General features: G+C 47.2%; 20 protein-coding genes and 5 tRNA genes. 1 reads left to right on the top strand and 24 read right to left on the bottom strand.

Annotated features, from left to right (window positions below):
* The 24 genes from M0R33_RS18585 to M0R33_RS18470 form a co-directional block, all read right to left on the bottom strand.
* On the bottom strand, positions 1-108 hold a 108-nt coding region (locus M0R33_RS18585), incomplete at its 3' end, for a GTP-binding protein (protein ID WP_292572807.1).
* Between the two features lie 28 nt (positions 109-136).
* Entirely contained in the window at positions 137-2,233 is a 2,097-nt protein-coding gene (fusA, locus tag M0R33_RS18580; protein ID WP_292572796.1) for an elongation factor G, read from the bottom strand.
* A 25-nt stretch (positions 2,234-2,258) separates the two neighbouring features.
* Positions 2,259-2,729 (bottom strand): 30S ribosomal protein S7, encoded by a 471-nt coding sequence (gene rpsG / locus M0R33_RS18575; RefSeq protein ID WP_292572793.1) that lies wholly within the window; start codon positions 2,727-2,729, stop codon positions 2,259-2,261.
* A 13-nt stretch (positions 2,730-2,742) separates the two neighbouring features.
* Positions 2,743-3,117, bottom strand: coding sequence for a 30S ribosomal protein S12 (rpsL, locus tag M0R33_RS18570; RefSeq protein WP_013820393.1), 375 nt, complete (start codon positions 3,115-3,117; stop codon positions 2,743-2,745).
* Between the two features lie 150 nt (positions 3,118-3,267).
* On the bottom strand, positions 3,268-7,503 hold the full coding sequence (rpoC, locus tag M0R33_RS18565) for a DNA-directed RNA polymerase subunit beta' (protein WP_366044242.1): 4,236 nt from the start codon (positions 7,501-7,503) through the stop codon (positions 3,268-3,270).
* A gap of 64 nt (positions 7,504-7,567) precedes the next feature.
* Complete coding sequence (gene rpoB, locus M0R33_RS18560; protein ID WP_292572774.1) at positions 7,568-11,644, bottom strand: DNA-directed RNA polymerase subunit beta; 4,077 nt, start codon at positions 11,642-11,644, stop codon at positions 7,568-7,570.
* Positions 11,645-11,770: 126 nt separating this feature from the next.
* Positions 11,771-12,139 (bottom strand): 50S ribosomal protein L7/L12, encoded by a 369-nt coding sequence (rplL, locus tag M0R33_RS18555; RefSeq protein WP_292572771.1) that lies wholly within the window; start codon positions 12,137-12,139, stop codon positions 11,771-11,773.
* A gap of 47 nt (positions 12,140-12,186) precedes the next feature.
* The gene (gene rplJ / locus M0R33_RS18550; RefSeq protein WP_292572768.1) at positions 12,187-12,681 is read right to left on the bottom strand and encodes a 50S ribosomal protein L10; all 495 of its coding nucleotides are present in this window, start codon (positions 12,679-12,681) and stop codon (positions 12,187-12,189) included.
* Positions 12,682-12,857: 176 nt separating this feature from the next.
* On the bottom strand, positions 12,858-13,553 hold the full coding sequence (gene rplA / locus M0R33_RS18545; RefSeq protein WP_292572767.1) for a 50S ribosomal protein L1: 696 nt from the start codon (positions 13,551-13,553) through the stop codon (positions 12,858-12,860).
* Positions 13,553-13,984, bottom strand: a complete 432-nt coding sequence (gene rplK, locus M0R33_RS18540; protein WP_196435497.1) for a 50S ribosomal protein L11 — start codon at positions 13,982-13,984, stop codon at positions 13,553-13,555. Before rplK ends, rplA begins: the two co-directional genes overlap by 1 nt.
* A 101-nt stretch (positions 13,985-14,085) precedes the next feature.
* Positions 14,086-14,619 carry a transcription termination/antitermination protein NusG gene (gene nusG / locus M0R33_RS18535; protein WP_256616192.1) on the bottom strand — a complete coding sequence of 178 codons (534 nt, stop codon included), beginning with the start codon at positions 14,617-14,619 and terminating at the stop codon, positions 14,086-14,088.
* The gene (gene secE / locus M0R33_RS18530; protein WP_292572762.1) at positions 14,619-14,999 is read right to left on the bottom strand and encodes a preprotein translocase subunit SecE; all 381 of its coding nucleotides are present in this window, start codon (positions 14,997-14,999) and stop codon (positions 14,619-14,621) included. The genes nusG and secE overlap by 1 nt, the downstream gene beginning before the upstream one ends.
* A gap of 36 nt (positions 15,000-15,035) precedes the next feature.
* Positions 15,036-15,111 (bottom strand) — tRNA-Trp (locus M0R33_RS18525).
* Positions 15,112-15,144: 33 nt separating this feature from the next.
* On the bottom strand, positions 15,145-16,335 hold the full coding sequence (gene tuf, locus M0R33_RS18520; RefSeq protein ID WP_292572759.1) for an elongation factor Tu: 1,191 nt from the start codon (positions 16,333-16,335) through the stop codon (positions 15,145-15,147).
* A gap of 35 nt (positions 16,336-16,370) precedes the next feature.
* Positions 16,371-16,446 (bottom strand) — tRNA-Thr (locus M0R33_RS18515).
* Between the two features lie 19 nt (positions 16,447-16,465).
* Positions 16,466-16,539, bottom strand: a tRNA-Gly gene (locus M0R33_RS18510).
* A gap of 19 nt (positions 16,540-16,558) precedes the next feature.
* Positions 16,559-16,643, bottom strand: a tRNA-Tyr gene (locus M0R33_RS18505).
* Between the two features lie 68 nt (positions 16,644-16,711).
* A complete protein-coding gene (gene pth / locus M0R33_RS18500; RefSeq protein ID WP_292572756.1) occupies positions 16,712-17,290 on the bottom strand; it encodes an aminoacyl-tRNA hydrolase in 579 nt (192 codons plus the stop codon).
* A 12-nt stretch (positions 17,291-17,302) separates the two neighbouring features.
* Positions 17,303-17,917 carry a 50S ribosomal protein L25/general stress protein Ctc gene (locus tag M0R33_RS18495; RefSeq protein WP_292572753.1) on the bottom strand — a complete coding sequence of 205 codons (615 nt, stop codon included), beginning with the start codon at positions 17,915-17,917 and terminating at the stop codon, positions 17,303-17,305.
* Between the two features lie 48 nt (positions 17,918-17,965).
* Entirely contained in the window at positions 17,966-18,919 is a 954-nt protein-coding gene (locus M0R33_RS18490; RefSeq protein WP_292572750.1) for a ribose-phosphate diphosphokinase, read from the bottom strand.
* A gap of 36 nt (positions 18,920-18,955) precedes the next feature.
* Positions 18,956-19,030: transfer RNA gene (locus tag M0R33_RS18485), tRNA-Gln, on the bottom strand.
* 15 nt (positions 19,031-19,045) lie between these two features.
* Positions 19,046-19,915 (bottom strand): 4-(cytidine 5'-diphospho)-2-C-methyl-D-erythritol kinase, encoded by an 870-nt coding sequence (ispE, locus tag M0R33_RS18480; RefSeq protein WP_292572747.1) that lies wholly within the window; start codon positions 19,913-19,915, stop codon positions 19,046-19,048.
* Complete coding sequence (gene lolB / locus M0R33_RS18475; RefSeq protein WP_292572745.1) at positions 19,912-20,481, bottom strand: lipoprotein insertase outer membrane protein LolB; 570 nt, start codon at positions 20,479-20,481, stop codon at positions 19,912-19,914. The genes ispE and lolB overlap by 4 nt, the downstream gene beginning before the upstream one ends.
* Entirely contained in the window at positions 20,478-22,202 is a 1,725-nt protein-coding gene (locus tag M0R33_RS18470) for a tetratricopeptide repeat protein (protein ID WP_292572742.1), read from the bottom strand. Before M0R33_RS18470 ends, lolB begins: the two co-directional genes overlap by 4 nt.
* A 145-nt stretch (positions 22,203-22,347) precedes the next feature.
* Here M0R33_RS18470 and hemA point away from each other — a divergent pair, with 145 nt between their 5' ends.
* Positions 22,348-23,598: a glutamyl-tRNA reductase gene (hemA, locus tag M0R33_RS18465; RefSeq protein WP_292572739.1), complete on the top strand. Its 1,251-nt coding sequence runs from the start codon at positions 22,348-22,350 to the stop codon at positions 23,596-23,598.
* Positions 23,599-23,605 lie beyond the last annotated feature (7 nt).

The raw sequence follows: 23,605 nt of genomic DNA, 5'->3' as shown, positions 1-23,605 counted from the left end.
CATCACTTTTGTCAGGGCCGCCGTCAAAGTGGTTTTACCGTGGTCAACGTGACCTATCGTACCGACGTTTACGTGCGGTTTTTTTCTTTCAAATTTTTCTTTAGCCATGAGTCAATACCTAACATTTATAAAAGATTTAAAATACTTTTCTAATTATAGCTTCCGCAATATTTGCAGGTGCTTCGTTATATTTTTCAAACTGCATACTGTATGTTGCCCTTCCTTGAGTTGCCGACCTCAGATCGGTTGCGTAACCAAACATCTCTGCTAGCGGCACCTCGCATTCAACTGCTTTACCAGCAGGAACATCCGACATACCGTGAATTACGCCTCTACGTCGATTGATATCACCGACAACTTCACCCATATAATCTTCTGGAGTCACTACTTCAACTTTCATAATGGGTTCCAGCAACACAGGTTTTGCAGTTTCCGCTCCATCCCTGAAGGCAATCGATCCTGCAATTTTGAAAGCCATTTCATTCGAATCAACATCATGATATGACCCATCGAACAAACTAACTTTTACATCTACTACTGGGAAGCCGGCTATTATGCCATTTTCCATTTGTTCTTGTATGCCTTTATCTACGGCAGGTATAAATTCTTTTGGTATCGAACCACCTACCACCTGGTTTTCAAAGACATATCCAGCACCCAATTCCCTCGGCTCTAAACGCAACCAGACATGCCCATATTGGCCTCGTCCCCCGGTTTGCCTGATAAATTTCCCTTCGCATTCCACTGCCTTTTTAATGGTTTCACGATATGCCACCTGAGGCGCACCCACATTCGCAACCACGTTAAATTCCCTTTTCATCCTATCCACAATTATTTCCAGATGAAGCTCACCCATCCCCGAAATAATGGTTTGACCCGATTCGCCATCCGTATTAACCCGAAACGACGGATCTTCTTGCGCCAACCTAGACAAGGCATTTCCCATCTTGTCTTGATCGGCCTTTGTTTTAGGCTCAACAGCAACCGAGATCACCGGCTCCGGAAACTCCATTTTCTCCAACAGAATGGGCGCGTCCATCGCGCAAAACGTATCACCCGTGGTTACATCCTTTAACCCTATTACTGCCGCAATATCGCCGGCCCGAACTTCTTTAACTTCTTCCCGACTATTGGCGTGCATCTGAACAATTCGACCTACCCGCTCCCTTTTTCCTTTCGCCGCATTTAAAATCGCATCTCCAGACTTCAACACCCCAGAGTAAACCCTGAAAAATGTCAAAATCCCAACAAAGGGATCCGAGGCAATTTTAAATGCCAGCGCCGAAAACGGCTGATCGTCAGCGGCTGAACGCAACTCTTCCGACTCTACCCCATCAACAAAACCCTTTATTGCCGGCTTATCGACGGGCGACGGCAAATATTCAACAATCCCATCAAGGACGCATTGAATACCTTTGTTTTTAAAGGCTGAACCGCAATAAACCGGAACCAAACTAGTCCTTAAAACCTGCTCCCTAATTCCTTGCTTAATGTCCGCAATCGATAGCTCGCCTTTTTCAAGGTATTTCTCAGTCAGCAGATCCGACCCCTCAGCCGCAATCTCAATAAGCTTCTCTCTGTAAGACAAAGCCTCTTTCAATAAATGAGCCGGAATTTCCTTTTCTTCATGCGTCACACCCAAATCCGTTTGATTCCAATAAACCGCTTTTAGGCTTACCAAATCTATAACACCCTCAAAGGATTCCTCTGCGCCTATAGGTAACTGCATCGCCACCACAGACGCGCCAAGTCGGCTACTGATTTGTTTGACCACACGCAAAAAATCCGCCCCCGTCCGATCCATCTTATTGACGAAAGCAAGTCTTGGCACATGGTATTTATTGGCCTGACGCCATACTGCTTCAGATTGCGGCTCGACACCACCCACGGCACAAAACACTGCGCACGCACCATCCAAAACCCGCAGAGAGCGCTCAACTTCTATTGTAAAATCCACATGCCCAGGCGTATCAATAATATTGATACGGTGCTGCGGATACTGTTTATCCTTACCGGACCAAAAGCAGGTTGTTGCAGCAGAGGTTATCGTTATTCCTCGCTCTTGCTCTTGCTCCATCCAGTCCATAGTGGCAGCACCATCATGAACCTCACCTATCCTATGTGAGACACCGGTATAAAACAAAATCCTTTCGGTTGTTGTCGTTTTCCCCGCATCAATATGAGCCATTATTCCTATGTTTCGATACAGCTCGATTGGCGTGTTCCGTGCCATAACAACAACCTAAATTTACTAACGCTTACCAGCGGTAGTGAGCAAAAGCCTTATTCGCTTCAGCCATTCTATGTGTATCTTCGCGTTTTTTAGCTGCGGCTCCACGGCCTTCGGACGCATCAAGCAACTCACCGGCCAATTTAGAAGCCATTGTTCTTTCATTGCGTTTTCTAGCCGCATCAATCAACCAACGCATTGACAGAGCAACTCGTCTAGCAGGGCGAACCTCGACCGGCACTTGATATGTTGCACCACCCACGCGGCGTGATTTCACCTCAACCCTAGGCTGAACATTTTCAAGCGCCTTAGCAACCAATTCCAAAGATTCTTTATGGCCCTTGCCTTCAATAACATCCAAAGCTCCATAAACAATTTTTTCGGCAACTGATTTTTTACCGTCTTGCATGATCATGTTCATGAACTTAGACAGCATATCGCTACCAAAACGCGGATCAGGGTTAATTATTCTTTTTGCTGCTACTCTTCTTCTTGACATTTGTTATCAGCCCTTATTTTTTAGGTCTTTTCGCGCCATATTTGGAGCGACCACACTTTCTATCCTTTACACCGGAAGTATCCAAACTTCCCCGAACAACGTGATATCGCACACCCGGCAAATCTTTTACACGACCACCTCGAATCAACACCACGGAATGCTCTTGCAGGTTATGCCCTTCACCGCCGATATAACTACTTACCTCGGCGCCATTGGTCAATCTAACCCTAGCCACCTTACGCAAAGCCGAATTTGGCTTTTTAGGCGTCGTTGTGTAAACACGGGTACATACCCCTCTTCTTTGAGGGCACGCCTCCAATGCTGGAACATTGGTTTTTTCGATTTTTTTAGCACGAGGCTTACGGACCAACTGATTGATCGTGGCCATTCTTAACTACTCCGATATGCAATTTGTAACAAACAAAAACCCGCAAACAAGCTAATCGCAGGCCACGGTTGCCAGACCCAAATCTCTTGACTCATGTGAGCAGAGCATAATACCCCTACTTTCACGCATGGTCAAGAGCTTTCGGTGATTTTACTCAATATTTAAAGCCTGCTTCAAGGCTTCTTCTACATCAACCGCTTCTACAGCACTGATTGCCGAGTCGCTTGTATTTGATGCTTCGTTCGATCTTCTTTTGCGTCGCTGCTCGTGATAAGCCAAACCCGTACCCGCCGGGATTAACCTACCCACAATGACATTTTCCTTTAAGCCGTTCAAGCTGTCGCTAATACCTCTAACCGCAGCATCGGTAAGAACACGGGTGGTCTCCTGGAACGACGCTGCCGAGATAAAGGATTCAGTCGCCAATGATGCTTTGGTAATACCTAACAGCATGGATTCATAGCTAGCCGGGATCTTGCCTTCTCTTTCGGCTTGATCATTGACCGCATTCATCAAGCTACGCTCAACCTGCTCGCCTTTAACGAAATCAGTCTCTCCCGACGCAGTGATCTCAACTTTTCGCAACATCTGACGAATAATCGCCTCAATGTGCTTATCGTTGATTTTCACCCCTTGCAGACGGTAAACATCTTGAATTTCCTTGACCAGATAATCGGCCAACTCTTCGATGCCTCTCAGCCGCAAAATATCATGCGGGGTCAATTCACCTTCGGCAATCGTTTCACCTTTTTCGACGAACTCACCCTCGAACACAGTTATATGACGCCATTTTGGTATTAACGTTTCATATTGCTCACCTTCGGCATCGGTAATAATAACCCTTTGCTTGCCCTTGGTTTCTTTACCGAAAGAAACCATGCCGGTGGCCTCGGCCAGAATGGCCGGGTCTTTGGTTTTACGTGCTTCAAACAAGTCGGCAACGCGCGGCAAACCACCAGTGATGTCACGTGTTTTACTGGACTCTTGTGGAATCCTGGCTAATACATCACCTACTCTAACTTCTCCACCGTCTTTTACGCCAACGATAGCGCCGGCAGGCAAAAAGTACTGGGCAGGAATATCGGTGCCAGGCAAGTTGATTAATCCGCCCGTCTCATCGATCAACCGCACCATGGGTCTCAATTCTTTACCGGCCGAACTTCTTTGCTTAGGATCGGTAACAACCCGCGAAGTCAAACCCGTTACTTCATCCGATTGCTCTTGTACGGTCGAACCGTCGATAAAGTCATGTAACTGAATAAAACCGTCTACTTCAGTGATAACCGGATGTGTATGTGGGTCCCAATTAACAATAATATCGCCGGCTTTTACCGCACTACCGTCTTCAATCGACAACACCGCACCATATGGGATTTTATAACGCTCTCTTTCGCGACCGTAATCATCCATAACGCCTACTTCGCCGGACCGAGAAACTGCAACCAGATTATTTTCTCTGTTTTTGACGGTTTTCATGTTATTCAGCTTAACGGAGCCCGCTGATTTGACCTGAACGTTACTAACCGCCGCCGATCTGGATGCCGCGCCGCCGATGTGGAAAGTACGCATAGTCAACTGAGTACCGGGCTCACCGATAGACTGAGCCGCAACAACACCAACCGCCTCGCCGATGTTGACTAAATGTCCGCGCCCCAAGTCACGACCATAACATTTGGCGCAGACGCCTTGCCGTGACTCACAGGTGATTACCGAGCGGACAATCATTTTATCGATGCCGTTTTCTTCCAACACGGACACCAAATTCTCATCGATCATGGTTCCCGCCGGAATCAAGACTTTATCACTGCCTTGCTCATTCACATCATTAGCCGCGACGCGACCCAACACCCGCTCCACTAAAGGCTCGACAACGTCACCGCCCTCAATGATAGGCATCATGGTTAAACCGTTTTCAGTACCGCAATCAGTTTCAGCAATCACCAAGTCCTGCGCCACATCCACCAAACGCCGGGTCAGATACCCCGAGTTTGCCGTTTTTAGCGCAGTATCAGCCAAACCTTTACGCGCACCATGTGTGGAAATAAAGTACTGCAGTACGTCCAGACCTTCACGGAAATTCGCGGTAATAGGGGTTTCGATGATAGAACCGTCCGGCTTGGCCATCAAACCACGCATACCCGCCAACTGCCTGATCTGAGCCGCGGAACCCCGCGCTCCAGACTCAGCCATCATAAAGATTGAGTTAAACGATTTTTGGGTCAATGACTTGCCGTTTTCATCCTTTAGGACATCACCATTTTCATCCAACACCAAATCTTCGCCCAAACCTTCCATCATAACCTTGGCTACTTGATCATTGGCGCGTGACCAAATATCCACAACTTTATTGTAGCGTTCGCCGTCCGTTACTAAACCAGAGGAATATTGATTCTGGATTTCGTTGACTTCAGCTTCCGCGGACCGAATGATGTCGGCTTTTTTAGGCGGAATTTCCATGTCCTCGATACCAAAGGAGACACCGGAACGTGTTGCATAGCGGAAACCCAAATACATGATTTGGTCCGCCAATATTACAGTTTCCTTTATGCCCAGATAGCGATAGCTATAATTGATCAACCGGGAAATATTCTTCTTGGTCATGTCCACATTGACCAATTCATACGGCATGCCGTCAGGCACGATATCCCATATGATTGCACGACCTACCGTGGTTTTTTTCCTGCTGGTAATGGATTCAAACTCGCCATCCGCGTTTTTTAATTTTTCGGTAACACGAATTTCAATTTTACTTTGCAGTTCAACGGATTTGCTATCCAGCGCCTTCATCATCTCGGCCGAATCGGTAAAGATACTGCCTTCGCCTCTGGCCTTTATTTTTTCGCGACTGATGTAGTAAAGCCCTAATACCACGTCTTGAGACGGATTGATGACCGGCTCACCGTTGGCAGGCGACAAAATATTATTGGTGGCCATCATCAAGGTACGCGCTTCCAGCTGTGCCTCAATGGACAACGGGATATGTACCGCCATCTGGTCACCGTCGAAATCAGCGTTGAATGCACTGCATACCAGAGGATGCAACTGAATGGCCTTACCTTCTATCAAGGTCGGTTCAAACGCTTGAATACCCAATCTATGCAAAGTAGGGGCACGGTTTAGCAATACAGGATGCTCTCGAATCACTTCTTCCAGAATATCCCAAACCTCGGCACCTTCACGCTCCACCATTTTTTTGGCGGCTTTGATCGTGGTAGCCAGACCTCGCAACTGCAACTTGCTGAATATAAAAGGCTTGAACAATTCCAGCGCCATTTTTTTCGGCAAACCGCACTGATGCAATCTTAATGTTGGACCAACAACGATAACTGACCGGCCTGAATAATCTACCCGCTTACCTAATAGATTTTGACGGAAACGACCTTGCTTACCTTTGATCATATCAGCCAAGGATTTCAGCGGACGTCTATTGCTACCGGTGATCGCGCGACCACGACGGCCGTTATCCAACAGCGCATCAACAGCTTCCTGTAGCATACGTTTTTCATTGCGAACGATGATGTCGGGAGCATTCAGATCCAACAGCCTGGTTAGACGATTGTTTCTGTTGATAACTCTGCGGTATAAGTCATTCAAATCGGACGTAGCAAAACGGCCGCCATCCAGTGGCACCAGGGGACGCAATTCAGGCGGCAGTACCGGCAACACCTGCATGATCATCCATTCCGGACGGTTATTAGACGCCAACAACGAGTCAATGACCTTCAGGCGCTTGGAAAACTTTTTAATCTTGGTATCCGAACTGGTCGAATTGATTTCTTCCCGCAGGGTATTGATTTCTTCTTTCAGATCTATTGACTTCAACAAATCATAGACTGCTTCCGCCCCCATTTTAGCTACGAAATCATCGCCATGTTCCTCAACCGCATTCAGATACTCCTCATCTGTCAACAATTGCCCTCTTTCCAAAGGAGACATACCGGGATCCGTCACTACGAATGTTTCGAAATACAACACCCGCTCGATAGAACGCAGCGTCATATCCAACAACAAAGCAATCCTGGACGGCAGGGATTTCAAAAACCATATATGCGCGACCGGACTTGCCAGTTCTATATGGCCCATTCTCTCCCTGCGTACCTTAGACAGTGTGACTTCAACACCGCACTTTTCGCAGATGACGCCTCGATGTTTTAAGCGCTTGTATTTTCCGCACAAGCACTCGTAGTCGCTGATCGGTCCAAAAATTTTGGCGCAGAACAAGCCATCCCTTTCTGGCTTGAAAGTACGGTAATTGATGGTTTCCGGCTTTTTGACTTCCCCATATGACCATGAACGAATCATGTCTGGCGAAGCCAAGCCAATTCGGATAGTGTCAAAATCATCGGTACGACCTTGACGCTTTAAGAAATTCATTAAATCTTTCAAGAGCTTATCCTCTTTAAATGTTACCCATAATTGCCTAGAATCCAGCTATACCGTTAAGAGCAGGCTAATCCTGCCCCAGTTCGATATTAACTGCCAACGAACGTATTTCCTTAATCAATACGTTGAAGGATTCCGGCATACCGGCTTCCATTGTGTGATTACCATCGACGATGTTTTTATACATCCGGGTTCTACCGGTCACATCGTCCGACTTAACAGTCAGCATTTCTTGCAATGTATAGGCTGCACCATAAGCTTCCAGCGCCCATACCTCCATCTCACCGAAACGTTGTCCACCGAATTGCGCCTTACCACCCAATGGTTGCTGAGTTACCAAGCTGTAAGGACCTGTCGAGCGCGCATGCATTTTGTCATCCACCAAGTGATTCAGTTTCAGCATATACATGTAACCGACTGTCACTTCGCGTTCGAATGGTTCGCCCGTCAAACCGTCATACAATACTGTTTGACCATGTTCCGGCAAATCGGCCAGACGCAACATGGTACGAATATCTTCCTCGGATGCACCGTCGAATACCGGCGTCGCCATGGGCACACCGCCGACCAGATTTAGCGCTAACTCAAGAACTTCTTTATCGGAAAATGAAGCAAGATCTTCTTTTCGACCACTGCAGTTGTAGATTTTTTCCAGAAACTCTCGAATCTCGTTAACCTTGGCCTGCATTTCCAACATTTTGCCGATCTTGATGCCTAATCCTTTCGCTGCCCAACCCAAATGCGTTTCCAACACCTGTCCGACATTCATCCGGGAAGGTACACCCAAGGGATTCAGCAATATGTCGACAGGATTACCGTCGGCTGTGTACGGCATATCTTCAATCGGGACGATTTGAGATATAACACCCTTGTTACCGTGCCGACCCGCCATCTTGTCACCGGGCTGAATACGTTTTTTAACCGCCAGATACACCTTGACCATCTTCAATACGCCAGGAGCCAAATCGTCGCCCATGGTGATTTTTTTCTTTTTCGTTTCAAAACGCTCGTCAAACTCTTTACGCTGCTGTTCGATCTGTTCTAAAACCGATTCCAATTGCACATTAGCGTCTTCATCTTGGGTTCTGATCTTGAGCAACTCGGAATGAATCAGACCATCCAGATAGCCAAGCGTGATTTCTTCACCTTTTTTCAGCCCGTTCGGACCTTTTTCGGCTTTTTTACCAATCAGCAAGGTTTTTACTCGGGCAAAGATATCGTGCTCAACGATTTTTAATTGGTCATCCAAGTCTTTCCGGTAACGCTTGATTTCAGCTTCTTCGATCTCTAAAGCGCGTTTGTCTTTTTTCACGCCGTCGCGGGTAAACACCTGGACATCAATGACAGTCCCTCTAACGTTGTTTGGAACACGCAACGAAGTATCTTTTACGTCGGCCGCTTTTTCACCGAAAATCGCACGTAACAGTTTTTCCTCCGGCGTCAGCTGAGTTTCACCTTTTGGCGTCACTTTACCCACCAGAATATCGCCACCTTTTACTTCGGCGCCGACATAAACAATACCCGACTCATCCAGCTTGGAAAGCGCTTCTTCACTGACATTCGGAATATCGGCGGTAATTTCTTCGGGACTGTGTTTGGTTTCTCGAGCGACACAGGTTTTTTCTTCGATATGAATAGTGGTAAACCTATCTTCTTTTACAACCCGCTCGGAGACCAAAATCGAATCCTCGAAGTTATAGCCATTCCAAGGCATAAACGCGATCAACATATTCTGGCCCAAAGCCAACTCACCGAGATCGGTGGACGGTCCATCCGCCATAATATCGCCTTTGGTGACTATATCGCCCAACTTGACCAACGGTCGTTGGTTGATACAGGTGTTTTGATTAGAGCGGGTATATTTAATCAGGTTGTAAATATCCACTCCAGGCACACCTGAAATAGTTTCGTCATCATTGGCCCGAACCACGATACGACCGGCATCGACGGCTTCAATTGTGCCGCCGCGGGTAGCAACCACTGCTACGCCGGAGTCTTTAGCAACTACCCGCTCCATACCCGTTCCCACCAGGGGTTTTTCCGCTCTTAAGGTAGGTACGGCTTGGCGTTGCATGTTGGAACCCATCAAGGCCCGGTTCGCGTCATCGTGCTCCAGGAAAGGAATGATGGAAGCCGCAACCGATACAATCTGTTTCGAAGATACGTCCATATATTGCACGGTATCGGACGAAGCCAACGTAAACTCGTCTTTGTAACGGCAAGACACCAGACCTTCCACTAATTTGCCGTTTTCATCGACGGCCACACTGGCTTGAGCAATGACGAACTCGCCTTCCTCAATCGCGGATATATAGTCCACTTGATCCGTAACCAGACCATTTATTACTTTCCGGTATGGAGTTTCCAAAAAGCCGTACTCATTGGTACGCGCATAGACAGACAATGAATTGATCAAACCGATATTCGGTCCCTCAGGTGTCTCGATTGGACATACCCGACCATAATGGGTGGTGTGTACGTCGCGCACCTCAAAACCGGCCCTCTCACGTGCCAAACCGCCCGGCCCCAGAGCTGAAACACGACGTTTATGGGTAACCTGCGATAGCGGGTTATTTTGATCCATAAACTGCGACAACTGGCTGGAACCAAAGAATTCCTTGACTGCGGCAGAAACAGGTTTGGCGTTGATGATTTCTTGCGGCATCAATCCTTCGGAGTCAGCCAGGGTCAAACGCTCTCTAACGGCACGCTCAACTCTAACCAATCCGATGCGGAATTGATTCTCGATCATTTCACCCACCGACCGCACCCGTCTGTTACCTAAATGGTCGATATCGTCGACAACACCGTTACCATTTCTAATCTTGATCAGTTCCTTCAAGACATCGATTATGTCTTCCTTGCTCAAGGTTCCGGTACCTTCTATTTCTTCTCGGCCCAATCGGCGATTGAACTTCATCCGGCCTACGGCAGACAAGTCGTAACGTTCGTCGGTAAAGAATAAATTTTCAAACAGGTTTTCCGCCGACTCCACTGTTGGCGGCTCGCCGGGACGCATCATGCGGTAGATTTCCACCAATGCTTCCAAACGGTTTGTGGTGGTATCCAGACGCATAGCATTGGAAATGTAAGGACCTCGGTCCAAATCATTTACGTATAAGGTATTGAGCTCACTAACGTTAGCCTCGATTAACTTTTGTAACAACGGCTCGCTGATTTCATCATTGACATTGGCAATCAATTCGCCAGTCGACTTATCGATGATGTTGTGCCCCAGGATTTTTCCATAGAGATAATCTCTGGGCACTTCGATTTCTTTGACGCCGGCTTTTTCCAATTGCCGAATGTGTTTAGCCGTAATACGGCGGCCTTCTTCGATAAGAACCGCACCGTCATGCTTAATGTCGAATACCGCCATTTCGCCACGCAACCTGTCGGGTATTACGTGGAACATGAACTTATCGGCATCCAACGAAAATTTGTTGGTTTCGAAGAAAATGTTAATCATTTCTTCATTGTCATATCCCAAAGCGCGCAACAGAATAGTCGCAGGGATTTTCCGACGTCTGTCGATACGTACATACACGGCGTCTTTATGATCGAACTCAAAATCCAGCCATGAACCGCGATAAGGGATCACGCGTGCATTGAATAACAGCTTACCAGAGGAATGAGTCTTGCCCTTGTCGTGATCAAAGAACACGCCTGGCGAACGGTGTAACTGGGAAACGATAACCCGCTCGGTGCCGTTGATTACAAATGTGCCGTTGTCTGTCATCAGGGGCAGTTCACCCATGTAGACTTCTTGTTCGCGAATATCTTTTACGACTTTGGTATTTGTAGGCGCATCCTTGTCGTAGATCACCAACCGCACCAGCACTCTGAGAGGAGCTGAATAGGTAGCGCCACGCTGCTGACACTCTCTTACATCGAAAGCGGGTTCCCCCAAGCGATATTTCACATATTCAAGTACAGCGTAACCCGAGTGGCTGACCACTGGAAATACGCTTGAAAATGCGGCATGCAAGCCTTGACTGCGCCTTTTCTCGGGTTGCATCCCCGATTGCAGGAAACTTGCATACGAATCAATTTGTGTTGCTAAAAGATAAGGAACTTCCAGTACTTCAGAACCTTTTCCAAAATTATTACGGATACGCTTTTTTTCGGTAAAAGAATAGGCCATATTGCTTCTATACCTTCGTCGTCAGAGATTATTTAGTACTGCCGGTCTTACAAGCAGTAAAAGGCCGACGGTAAAATACCGTCAGCCCGGTTTGGTAGGCTTATGCCTGGTATGCGGTCAAGATACTTATTTGATCTCAGCGCTTGCGCCTGCGTCTTCAAGTTCTTTTTTGGCAGCTTCCGCTTCCGCTTTGCTTACGCCTTCTTTCACTGTAGTTGGTGCACCTTCAACCGCGTCTTTAGCTTCTTTCAAGCCCAGACCAGTTAAGCCACGAACAGCTTTAATAACTGCTACTTTATTTTCGCCGAAACCAGTCAGGATGACGTCGAATTCGGTTTGCTCTTCAACAGCAGCAGCAGCAGCTGGAGCAGCAACAGCGACTGCAGCGGCCGCAGAAACGCCGAATTTTTCTTCCATCGCTGAAATCAGATCAACGATTTCCATAACAGTCATGTTTGCAACTGCATCTAAGATGTCTTGTTGTGAAATTGCCATTGTGTATTCCTCTAAAATTTAATGCGTATTAACTAGTTGACGCGAAACTATGCCGCTTCTTTCTCATCTCTAACTGCAGCCAATGTGCGAGCCAGTTTTTCAACTGGTGCTTTCATGACCGACATCAGCATGCTGATACCTTGATCACGAGTCGGCAATCTCGCCAAGCGCTCAAGCTCTGAACCATCAAATACCTGACCACCAATTGCAACTACTTTTGCAATCAGATTTTTATGCGTTTTTGAAAATTCACTGACCAAACGCGCGGCGCAGCCAGGATCTTCCATTGAAAACGCAAGAATGAGAGGACCAACCAGTCCTTCCTGCATGCATTCGAACTCAGTTCCAACGACCGCACGTTTTGCCAGTGTATTTTTGACCACTCGCAAATATACGCCCGTTTCTCTCGCGGTTTTCCGCAGCTCTGTCAGCTCGGTAACGGTTAAACCACGATATTCCGCAGCAATTGCGGAGTGAGCTTTAGCGGCGAATTCAGCAACTTCCTCTACGACAACTTTTTTGCTATCTAAATTGAGTGCCACATCTACCTCCGGTAGTTTCCCGAACTTTATCGGGATCTATGAAACGCATCTTGCGATGCCCCTACGGATTCTTTCACCTGTTGGTTCCAGCTCCCGCCTGCGTAGGATAATTAAGCCTAAAGCACCTACGGTCTTTGACGGTTGCCGAAGTAACGGCAACCCAAAGTTTTTTGTAATTAGATTTCGAGACTGGTTTGATCAATCCATAGACCAGGGCCCATGGTTGAAGACAGTGCAATTTTTTTCAGATAAATGCCTTTGGCCGCTGTTGGTTTGGCCTTTTTCAAATCAGCAATCAAGAATTCCAGATTTTGTTTGATTGCATTTTCATCAAAAGATACTTTGCCAATTGAACAGTGAATAATACCTGCTTTATCAGTACGGTATCTGACCTGCCCTGATTTGGCATTTTTCACAGCAGTCGCCACATCGGGAGTAACCGTGCCTACTTTCGGGTTCGGCATTAAGCCTCTTGGACCCAGGATTTGACCCAACTGTCCGACCACACGCATGGCGTCCGGCGACGCAATTACCACATCAAAATTCATCTCGCCGCGCTTTACTTGTTCCGCCAAGTCATCCATACCAACCACATCAGCGCCCGCTTCTCTGGCTGCATCCGCGTTTGGACCTTGTGTAAAAACGGCCACCCGTACAGTTTTGCCTGTACCGTTCGGCAATACAGAAGCACCGCGTACGTTTTGATCGGATTTTCTTGGATCCACACCTAAGTTAACACTCACATCAAGTGATTCATCAAATTTGGTATTGGCAAATTCTTTCAGCAGACCAACCGCTTCGGCGATTGAGTATTGTTTGCTTCCGGAAACTTTTGCTTTGATCGCTTTTGCTTTTTTGCTAATTTTTGCCATTACACGCCCTCCACGTTCAAACCCATGCTGCGAGCGCTTCCCGCAATAATTCTGATCGCGGCATCCATATCGGCAGCATTCAAGTCTTCCATTTTAGTTTTAGCAATTTCTTCCAATTGCGCACGAGTAACCGTGCCTACTTTGCTTGAGTTAGGCTTGCTGCTGCCACTCTTGATACCGGCTGCTTTTTTCAGCAAGATAGATGCTGGCGGGGTTTTAGTAATGAATGTAAAGCTTTTATCACTGTAAACGGTGATAACGACAGGCAAAGGAAGACCTTTTTCTACTTCCTGGGTGCGTGCGTTAAATGCTTTACAGAACTCCATGATATTTACGCCGCGCTGACCCAGCGCCGGACCGACTGGCGGACTTGGGTTAGCCTCACCTGCTTTTACCTGCAGCTTGATATACGAATCGATTTTTTTTGCCATTTTCTACTCCGACACGGGTACAAACGCTTTTAAGCTCCCCAACAAACAAAAATCCCTGCCACCCAAAATGACAGGGATTCATAAATTAAATTTTTACGATGTTATGCTTTTTCAACCTGCACAAATTCAAGCTCGACAGGGGTTGACCGACCAAATATCAAAACTGAAACTCTGAGGCGGCTTTTCTCGTAATTGACTTCCTCGATACTGCCATTGAAGTCTTTAAATGGCCCGTCAATAATGCGCACAACTTCACCAACCTCAAATAACACTTTGGGTCTAGGCTTGTTAAAACCCTCTTCTACTCGATTTAGAATAGCCATCGCTTCCTTATCCGTAATTGGAGAAGGTTTATCTGACGCACCACCGATAAAGCCAAGCACTCTCGGTACATTTCTCACCAAATGCCATGTCTCATCATTCAATTCCATTTGAACAAGCACATAACCAGGGAAAAACTTCCGCTCGCTTTTGCGTTGTTGACCCATTTTCATTTCAACAACTTCTTCGGTTGGCACCAAAATCTTGCCGAAATATTCTTCCAAGCCGTCGCGCTTAATACGCTCCTCTATTGCTTGCTTGACTTTGTTTTCGTAATTTGAATACGCGTGTACCACATACCAACGTAGCGCCATTATTGTATCCCCTGACTCATCAGAAGCTGTATAGCCCAGAATAAAAACATGTCTAACAACCAGAGAATCAAACCCACAATGAACACCATTGCAAACACTAATAATGTTGTCCGCACAGTTTCATCGCGCGTCGGCCAAACAACCCTCCTTACTTCCAGCTTGGCTTCGTGCGTAAACTGCCAAACAGCCCTACCCTTCGCAGTGGTAAAGCAAATACCAACAGCCATAGACACAATAACGACTAAGCCTAAAACCCGGTACAACAATAGCAAATCTGAAAAGTGGTAGAACGCAACTACACCTGCAATTATAAAAAGCGGGCATAAGACTAGTTTCACAATGTCGGCTACCGAAGTAACCTGTTCTGCTTGTGCGTTCATTTTTTTACTTGGGAAATATTTGGATAATCTTCTGAATGGCAGGCCAGGAGGGACTCGAACCCCCAACTTGCGGTTTTGGAGACCGCTGCTCTACCAATTGAACTACTGACCTATTCAGAAAAAACTACTAAAATGTTCCTTTCTATTATTCAATAATAGAAGCAACAACACCCGCACCAACGGTACGACCACCTTCACGGATAGCGAAACGTAAGCCGTCTTCCATCGCGATAGGTGCAATTAATTTTACGGTGACTGCAATGTTATCACCGGGCATTACCATTTCCACACCTTCCGGCAATTCAACCGCACCGGTGACGTCGGTGGTTCTGAAATAGAACTGTGGACGGTAACCGTTGAAGAATGGCGTATGACGACCACCCTCATCTTTTGACAGGACGTAGATTTCTGCCTTGAAGTGTGCGTGTGGCTTGATGCTGTTCACGTGCGCCAATACTTGACCACGTTCTACGTCATCACGTTTGGTACCCCGTAGCAATACACCGACGTTGTCGCCTGCTTGACCTTGATCCAACAGCTTGCGGAACATTTCGACGCCTGTGCAAGTGGTTTTGACGGTATCTTTAATACCGACGATTTCGACCTCTTCACCGACTTTGATGATGCCGCGTTCGACACGACCGGTTACTACAGTGCCTCGACCCGAGATCGAGAACACGTCTTCGATAGGCATCAGGAATTTGCCGTCTATCGCACGTTCCGGCTCCGGAATGTAGCTATCCAGGGCTTCGACCAATTTAACAACAGATGGGACGCCGATTTCGCTGGTATCGCCTTCCAGCGCTTTCAGCGCGGAACCTACGATGATGGGGGTATCGTCACCTGGGAATTCATATTGATTCAACAGCTCGCGAATCTCCATTTCAACCAATTCAATCAGTTCAGCATCGTCAACCATGTCGGCTTTGTTCAGGAACACGACGATGTAAGGCACACCCACTTGACGAGACAACAGAATGTGTTCGCGGGTTTGCGGCATCGGACCATCGGCAGCTGAACACACCAGGATAGCGCCATCCATTTGCGCCGCACCCGTGATCATGTTTTTTACATAGTCGGCATGGCCTGGGCAGTCAACGTGTGCGTAATGACGGTTGGGGGATTCGTATTCTACGTGTGAGGTAGAGATCGTAATACCACGCGCTCTTTCTTCTGGGGCATTGTCAATTTGATCGAAAGCTTTTACTTCGCCGCCTTGCAGTTCAGCCATCACTTTTGTCAGGGCCGCCGTCAAAGTGGTTTTACCGTGGTCAACGTGACCTATCGTACCGACGTTTACGTGCGGTTTTTTTCTTTCAAATTTTTCTTTAGCCATTACGAAAATACCCTAGAAGAACAATTAATTAAAACTGGAGCTCATAATCGGATTTGAACCGATGACCTCTTCCTTACCAAGGAAGTGCTCTACCTACTGAGCTATATGAGCGACATTACATAGCCAAAAATGGAGCGGGTGATGGGAATCGAACCCACGCAATCAGCTTGGAAGGCTGGAGTTCTACCATTGAACTACACCCGCAGATCCAATTCAAATTTGATGGTGGAGGGGGGAGGATTCGAACCTCCGAAGGTAGAACCGGCAGATTTACAGTCTGATCCCTTTGGCCGCTCGGGAACCCCTCCGTCATTTAATCTGGCTATTATCCATAAATTAGCCAGCCTAGTCAATCTTTTTAAATCATATAGCGCAACTAATTCTTCCCATCAATAACCAATGCATTAAATTCCGCCAAATTTCCCGCCAAAACCAAATCCAGCCGACTCTCGATTTTGCCAAAAGCAACCTCGAAAAGATTAAGTACTGCTAATGACGGCCTAGACAAAACATAGTTCGCTATATTTGCGCCCGGGGTTTCCGGTCGACCAATACCCACCCTCAACCGATAAAAATCCCGAGAGTCGATATGCGAAATAATGTCACGCAAGCCATTATGTCCCGCATGACCACCATCACGCTTCAATTTAACCACTCCCTCAGGCAACTCTAATTCATCATGCACAACCAATAACTCTTCCGGCTTCAGCTTGTGATAACGCAACATCTTGCCAACCGAAGATCCACTTTTATTCATGAATGTCATCGGCTTAAGCAGCAGCAATTTACCCGCAACACTCGAATAGCTTGCCACATCTCCCTGAAACTGCCCATTGCCCGACCAACCGACACCGTGAGAACCCGCTAAGTGATCCAAAAAAAGAAACCCGGCATTATGCCGGGTTTTATCATACTGCGACCCGGGATTACCGAGCCCCACTATTAACTTGATCATTGAACAATAAAACTATTCCGCCTCAGGCTCTTCGGTTGCCAGCTCTGTGGTTTTAGGCTTAACGATCTGCACAACAGGATGATCATGATCAGCACCTTGCTGCAATTCCGGAATCTCAACACCAGCAGGCAACTTCAAATCCGAAAGGTGTAAAGCAGAACCAATCTCAACCAGTGCCATGTCCACTTCAATATATTCCGGCAAATCTTTCGGCAAGCAAACAATTTCGACATCAGCCATAGTGTGATTAACTATACCGCCTTTTTTAACTCCGACCGACACATCTTCGTTAATGAAGTGCAGAGGCACATGTACTTTTAATTTATGGCCCGTCTCGACACGCATAAAATCAACATGCAAAATTTGCGGCTTGGCAGGATGACGCTGAATATGCTTTAAAATTGCTTTTTCAGTCCTTCCGTCGACCTTAATATCAAGCACATGCGAATAAACGGCTTCATGAGCAAGGTGCTTCAATAAGTCATTATGATCCAAAACCAGCATTTCCGGGGCATCACTACCACCGTAGATTACCGCCGGCACTTTACCCTTACGACGCACAACTTTCGCCGCACTACTACCTGTCTCACTGCGAGCTTCCGCAATAAATTCAAACACGTTAGCCATTATTTTCTCCAAAGCCTGCTCTACAAGCACTTCTTAATAGTTATTGAACTAATCCACATAAAGCGAGCTAACAGACTCGCCCACAGCTATACGCCGAATAGTTTCAGCCAGCATCTCGGCAACACTTAGCTGCCTGATTTTACCTATAGCCTTTAACTCATCAGTGAGAGGAATGGTATCGGTAACAACCAACTCATCCAAAACTGAATTTCTGACATTTTCCGCTGCCGCACCCGATAGAACTGGATGAGTACAATAGGCAACAACCTTAACAGCGCCATTCTTCTTTAATGCCGACGCCGCATGACACAGGGTGCCGGCCGTATCAACCAGATCATCCACCATCACACAAGTCCTACCATCCACATCACCAATGATATGCATAATTTCGGACACGTTGGCCCTTGGCCTGCGTTTATCAATAATTGCCAGATCAGCATCGCCCAATCGCTTTGCCAGAGCTCTAGCCCGAACAACCCCCCCCACATCGGGCGAGACAACAATTAGATTTTTATACTCCTGGCGCCACACGTCTCCCAACAAAATTGGAGACGCATAAACATTATCCACCGGTATTCCAAAGAACCCTTGTATCTGATCGGCGTGCAAGTCCACGGTTAAAGCCCTGTCCGCACCCGCGTGACCAATCATATCAGCCACCAGTCGAGCCGTTATCGGCACCCGGGCCGACCTGGATCGCCTATCTTGGCGAGCATACCCGTAATAAGGAATGACCGCTGTAATTCTTGCTGCCGACGCCCGCCTTAAAGCGTCGATCATTACCAACAATTCCATGAGGTGTTCATTTGTGGGAGAGCATGTTGGCTGAACCACGAATACATCGCGCCCCCTTACATTCTCCTCAATCTCCACAAATATCTCACCATCACTGAAGCGATCAACCGACGCCATTCCTAGGCGCATGTTGAGCTTCCTCACAATACCCTCGGACAACGCCCTATTGGCATTACCCGAAAATACCATTATCGAAGCATCACGCATTCAAGGACTCCCGAGGAATTGTTTTATATGGAGATATGGCTGGGCTGCTAGGATTCGAACCTAGGTATGCGGAGATCAAAACCCCGTGCCTTACCGCTTGGCGACAGCCCAATTAACTGATTTGACTTATCCTTGTTCTAACTTCTTGTAGAGCGGTGACTTATTCAAGCCTTTTGCCAAAAACACCAGCCAATCGTCTTTTAACGACTGAAATGCCGCTTCCGCACTTTCCTTACTGGAAAATTGCGCAAAAACACACGCCCCCGTACCTGTCAATCTCGCGCTCGCATACACAGACAAAGCACTAATCGCATCTTTTACCGGCTGGTAATTCCTACAAACTTCTTGAGTACAATCATTTCGATCTTCCCCTGCAAGAAAGTCGCTCATTTTGATGCTTTTACTGTCCCTTGTCAACCCTTCAGAACAAAAAATTTCTTTGGTATTCACATGACAGTCTGGTTTGATGATCACAACCCACTGCTCAGGGGGCATTATCGATTGCAATTTCTCACCAACACCTTCTCCCCATGCGGAATGCCCAAACACGAAAACCGGCACATCGGCTCCCAACCGTAAACCCAGAACCATTAATTCCTGCTTGGAAAGGTTTAGCCCCCAGAGATAATTCAACACCACCAAAGTAGTAGCCGCATCCGAACTTCCGCCACCTAGACCACCGCCCATGGGCAAATTCTTTTCAGTTTCAATGCAAACCCCGGCGCCGCACCCTGTATGCGACTTAAGTAAATTCGCCGCGCGCACCGTCAAATCATCTTGTTCCAGCACACCTGGAATTGGACTTAGCAAGGAGACGAGCCCATCAGCACGTGGATGAAACGTTAACCAGTCACACAAATCAAGCATTTGAAATACGGTCTGCAGCAAATGATATCCATCCGCCCTTCGTCCGGTTATTCTCAACATTAAATTCAATTTTGCCGGCGCCGGCCATTTCTCGCCCCATCCAGAGACGGACTCCACATTTTTCGTCACATTAAAACCCACTGATCCACAATTAACTTAATTCTTGACTTGTCCTTTTCCGCCGTCATTTTTTTAGGCAATGTATCAGCATTGACTGTTTGCATTTCCCTATACCTGACCAGCCAACTCCCTTGATAAAACCCACCGGGTTGCTCAATATAGCTCTGCCTTGGATCATTTACTCCCAGCACCCAAAATTTCAGCGAATCGACGGGCAAATCCACACCTAATTGCTCAGCCAGAACCTTATCAACCGGCCCATAAAAAACCTTGAGATTCTCGCCGTCATCCACAGCCACCTGATCAGGCGTAACGGAAATCCTTACCCTTCCCTGAGCCAATGGCCCAACCAACTCGATATCATCCCGCAATTCGTCATGCCGCCAATTAATGGACACGGACACGGAATCCTTTTCATCGACCAACGCCAACCGACCTTCCAGCACCCAGTTCTTCTGGTGCTGCAAGTACTGCATATCTGTCAATTGATATTCTTCCGCCGGCTTTTGAGGAGCGACAGCGCAACCGCCAAGCCACACGGTTAGCGCAAGGTAAGCTATGAAACGCCTATTCATTGTTCGTCGGGCATAAAGCGTTTTTTGAATTTCAACAGATACTCATCGTCAGGAAATTGTTTAAATATCGGTTCAAAAAAATCCCTGGCTTCTTTTTCCTTGCCCGTTTCCCACAAAACTTCGGCAATATGCGCGGCAATCTCGTTTTCTTGCTGCTTGTTATAAGCCTTTTTCAAATATTCCAAAGCCAAGTCATATTTGCCCCTTTTAAATTGCAGCCAACCATAACTATCCACAATGACCGCCTCATCGGGCTGCAATTGTATGGCTTTTTGTAAGTATTTTTCGGCGTCATCGAAACGCTGGGTTCTGTCGGTAAGTGTGTAACCTAATGCATTCAACGCCCCCACATCATCGGGATTTTTTTCTAAAATTTTTAACAAATCCGCTTCCAAGACATCCAACTTGTCTAATCGCTCGGCGATCAGCGCCCTTGCATACAGCACGTCCCTATTATCAGGCGCAGCCTTCAAAGCCAAGCCTAATACATCGTATGCTGCCTGATATTTGCCCCACTGATTATACAATTCGGCTTTCATCATCAGAATACGCAGATGTTGATCAGGATATTTGCTATCCATCTTGTCGATCCGAACTTCCGCCTCGGCCAGTTGTTTTTGACTAATTAACAATGACACAGCAGCCATATCGGCCTCCAAACCGTAGCCGTTGGCTTCTGCACGATCGAACCACACCAAGGCCTTGCTCGGATTTTGCCTATCCAGTTCGATTTTTCCCAAATAAAAACTAGCCTGACCTTCCCATTCCGCTTTACTTAAGGCCTTTTCAAAATACCCCTCGGCTTTGTCCTGCTGATTCTGCTGCATGTAAATCAACGCGATAGTAAACAACGCTTCGCCATCATCAGGGTTTTCATCCAGTACCGACTGGTAAAGCTTAATGGCATCATCGTAAGCGCCGGTTTTAACCAACACTTCCAACAACATTTTTCGCAACTGTTTATCGTCGGGCGCCTGCTTAACCGCTTTATCCAGATACTCGCGCGCTTTTTCCATATCGCCGGAACGACCTGCCAGCTGCGCCTGAAAAATAATGGCTTTATTCCAATCGGGCTGCAATTCCAACACCTGGCTAATTTTTTTCTGCGCTAAAGCGTTATCATGCAAGACAGAAGCCACTACGGCCTGCAGGAACAGCAGATTCGATTGATCCGGATGCAGCTCATTCAAATCTTCCAGCACATCATAGATAAATTTAGTGCGCCCTTCTTTTTCCAGTGCCTTTATCATCTCCAGCATCCCGCCTTCAAACCCCGCGGGATCTTCCAGGAAAATGGCATCCAAATTTTCTACCGCGGCCTCACGATCGGAGTTTTTGATTGCCATTAATACAGCAAACTTTTTGGCGGGCAGATTATCCGGATCCTTGGACAGCCATATCTCTAACGCCTCTCGAGTGCGCTTTTCATCTTTTAAAAACATACCGATTTTGACTGCCCGCTCGGCAATCCGCGCATCATCAACTCTTTTTGCCGCTTGTAGATAGGCGTCCAGAGCCAGATCGTACTGATTGCGCTGTCCAGCCAACTCCGCCGCCATCAACAGATACAGCACTTCCTCGTCAATCACGGTATTGTGATTAACTCTGGGCGCCAAGGCCTGTTCTGGAGTGATTCTGGTTTCAGTTTCCGACGTCGCGTCCGGAGAAACCGCGCAGCCCGACAAAGAAATAATTATTGCAATACCTATCCATTTATTCATGCAATTCAACTGACCTAATTTCAATAAATTGTAGACATAGATTATCAGAAAAACCCATTAGTTCAGCTTAGCCTATCATTCTATTTGGACAAAAACAGCGCATTCCTTAAAATGACCCAATTTTAAAAGGTATACATTACAACTAATGACACTTCTTGCCGTAGGGATAAATCACAACACCGCGCCGGTTGCAATACGCGAGCGCTTGGCTTTCCCGGCTGATATATTGGATAACACCTTAAAAAATTTGCGCAATGTCCGGGACATTTCCGAGGCGGCCATTTTATCCACCTGTAACCGAACCGAGTTCTACTGCCATACCGATAGTGAAGATCAAACCGCCCTGATAGACTGGATTGCCGACACCAAAATCATTAAACCCGCCGACTTCACGCCGTATTTATATAGTTACCAGGACAGCCAATCCATCCGCCACATGTTTCGGGTTGCTTGCGGATTGGACTCCATGATACTTGGCGAACCGCAGATACTCGGTCAAATGAAAACCGCCTATCACGCCGCCTCGCAAGCCGGCACCTTGGGCAAAAATCTAAGCAAACTGTTTCAACATACCTTTTCCGCCGCCAAAAAAGTCCGTACCGATACCGCGATAGGCTCCAGTCCGGTTTCAGTGGCCTTTGCCGCCGTGCAACTGGCGCAGCAAATTTTCGACAAACTCTCCGAACAGACCGCGCTGTTGATAGGTGCGGGCGAAACCATAGAATTGACGGCGCGCCATCTTTTCCAGCATGGTATTGGCCGCATCATTATCGCCAACCGGACTTACGACAAAGCTCACGCCTTGGCCGCGCAATTTAACGGTTATGCCATAGCCTTATCCGAGCTGCCCACCCACTTGGCGGAAGCCGACATCGTGGTGTCATCCACGGCCAGCCAGCTGCCCATTTTAGGCAAAGGACGAGTGGAAAGCGCGATTAAGAAACGTAAACACAAACCAATGTTTATGGTGGATTTGGCGGTACCTCGAGATATTGAGGCCGAAGTGGAACAACTGCGCGACGTGTACTTATACACCGTTGACGACCTGCAAAACACTGTCAATCAAAACATGGATTCGCGCCGCCGCGCCGCGGAACAGGCCGAGGAAATCATCGATACGCAGGTTGAGCACTTTTTGGCCTGGTTGCGTTCCCAAGGCGCACTGGAAACCATTCGCGACTTTCGCACGCAAGCCGAGCTGACCCGTGACGAAGCACTGCAAAAGGCGCTGGCGCAGCTCAACAATGGCGCCCCTTCCGAGGAAGTATTGCAACGCTTGGCGCATACTCTGACCAACAAATTAATCCATACCCCATGCGCACAATTGCGCAACGCCGGTGCCAATGAACGCCACGACTTGATTGCTGCCTCACGCGAAATTTTTAAATTGAGATAACCCTCGC

This window comes from Methylomonas sp., assembly GCF_023228165.1.
Classification (GTDB): Bacteria; Pseudomonadota; Gammaproteobacteria; order Methylococcales; family Methylomonadaceae; genus Methylomonas.
This window is presented reverse-complemented; position numbering and strand designations above follow the sequence as displayed.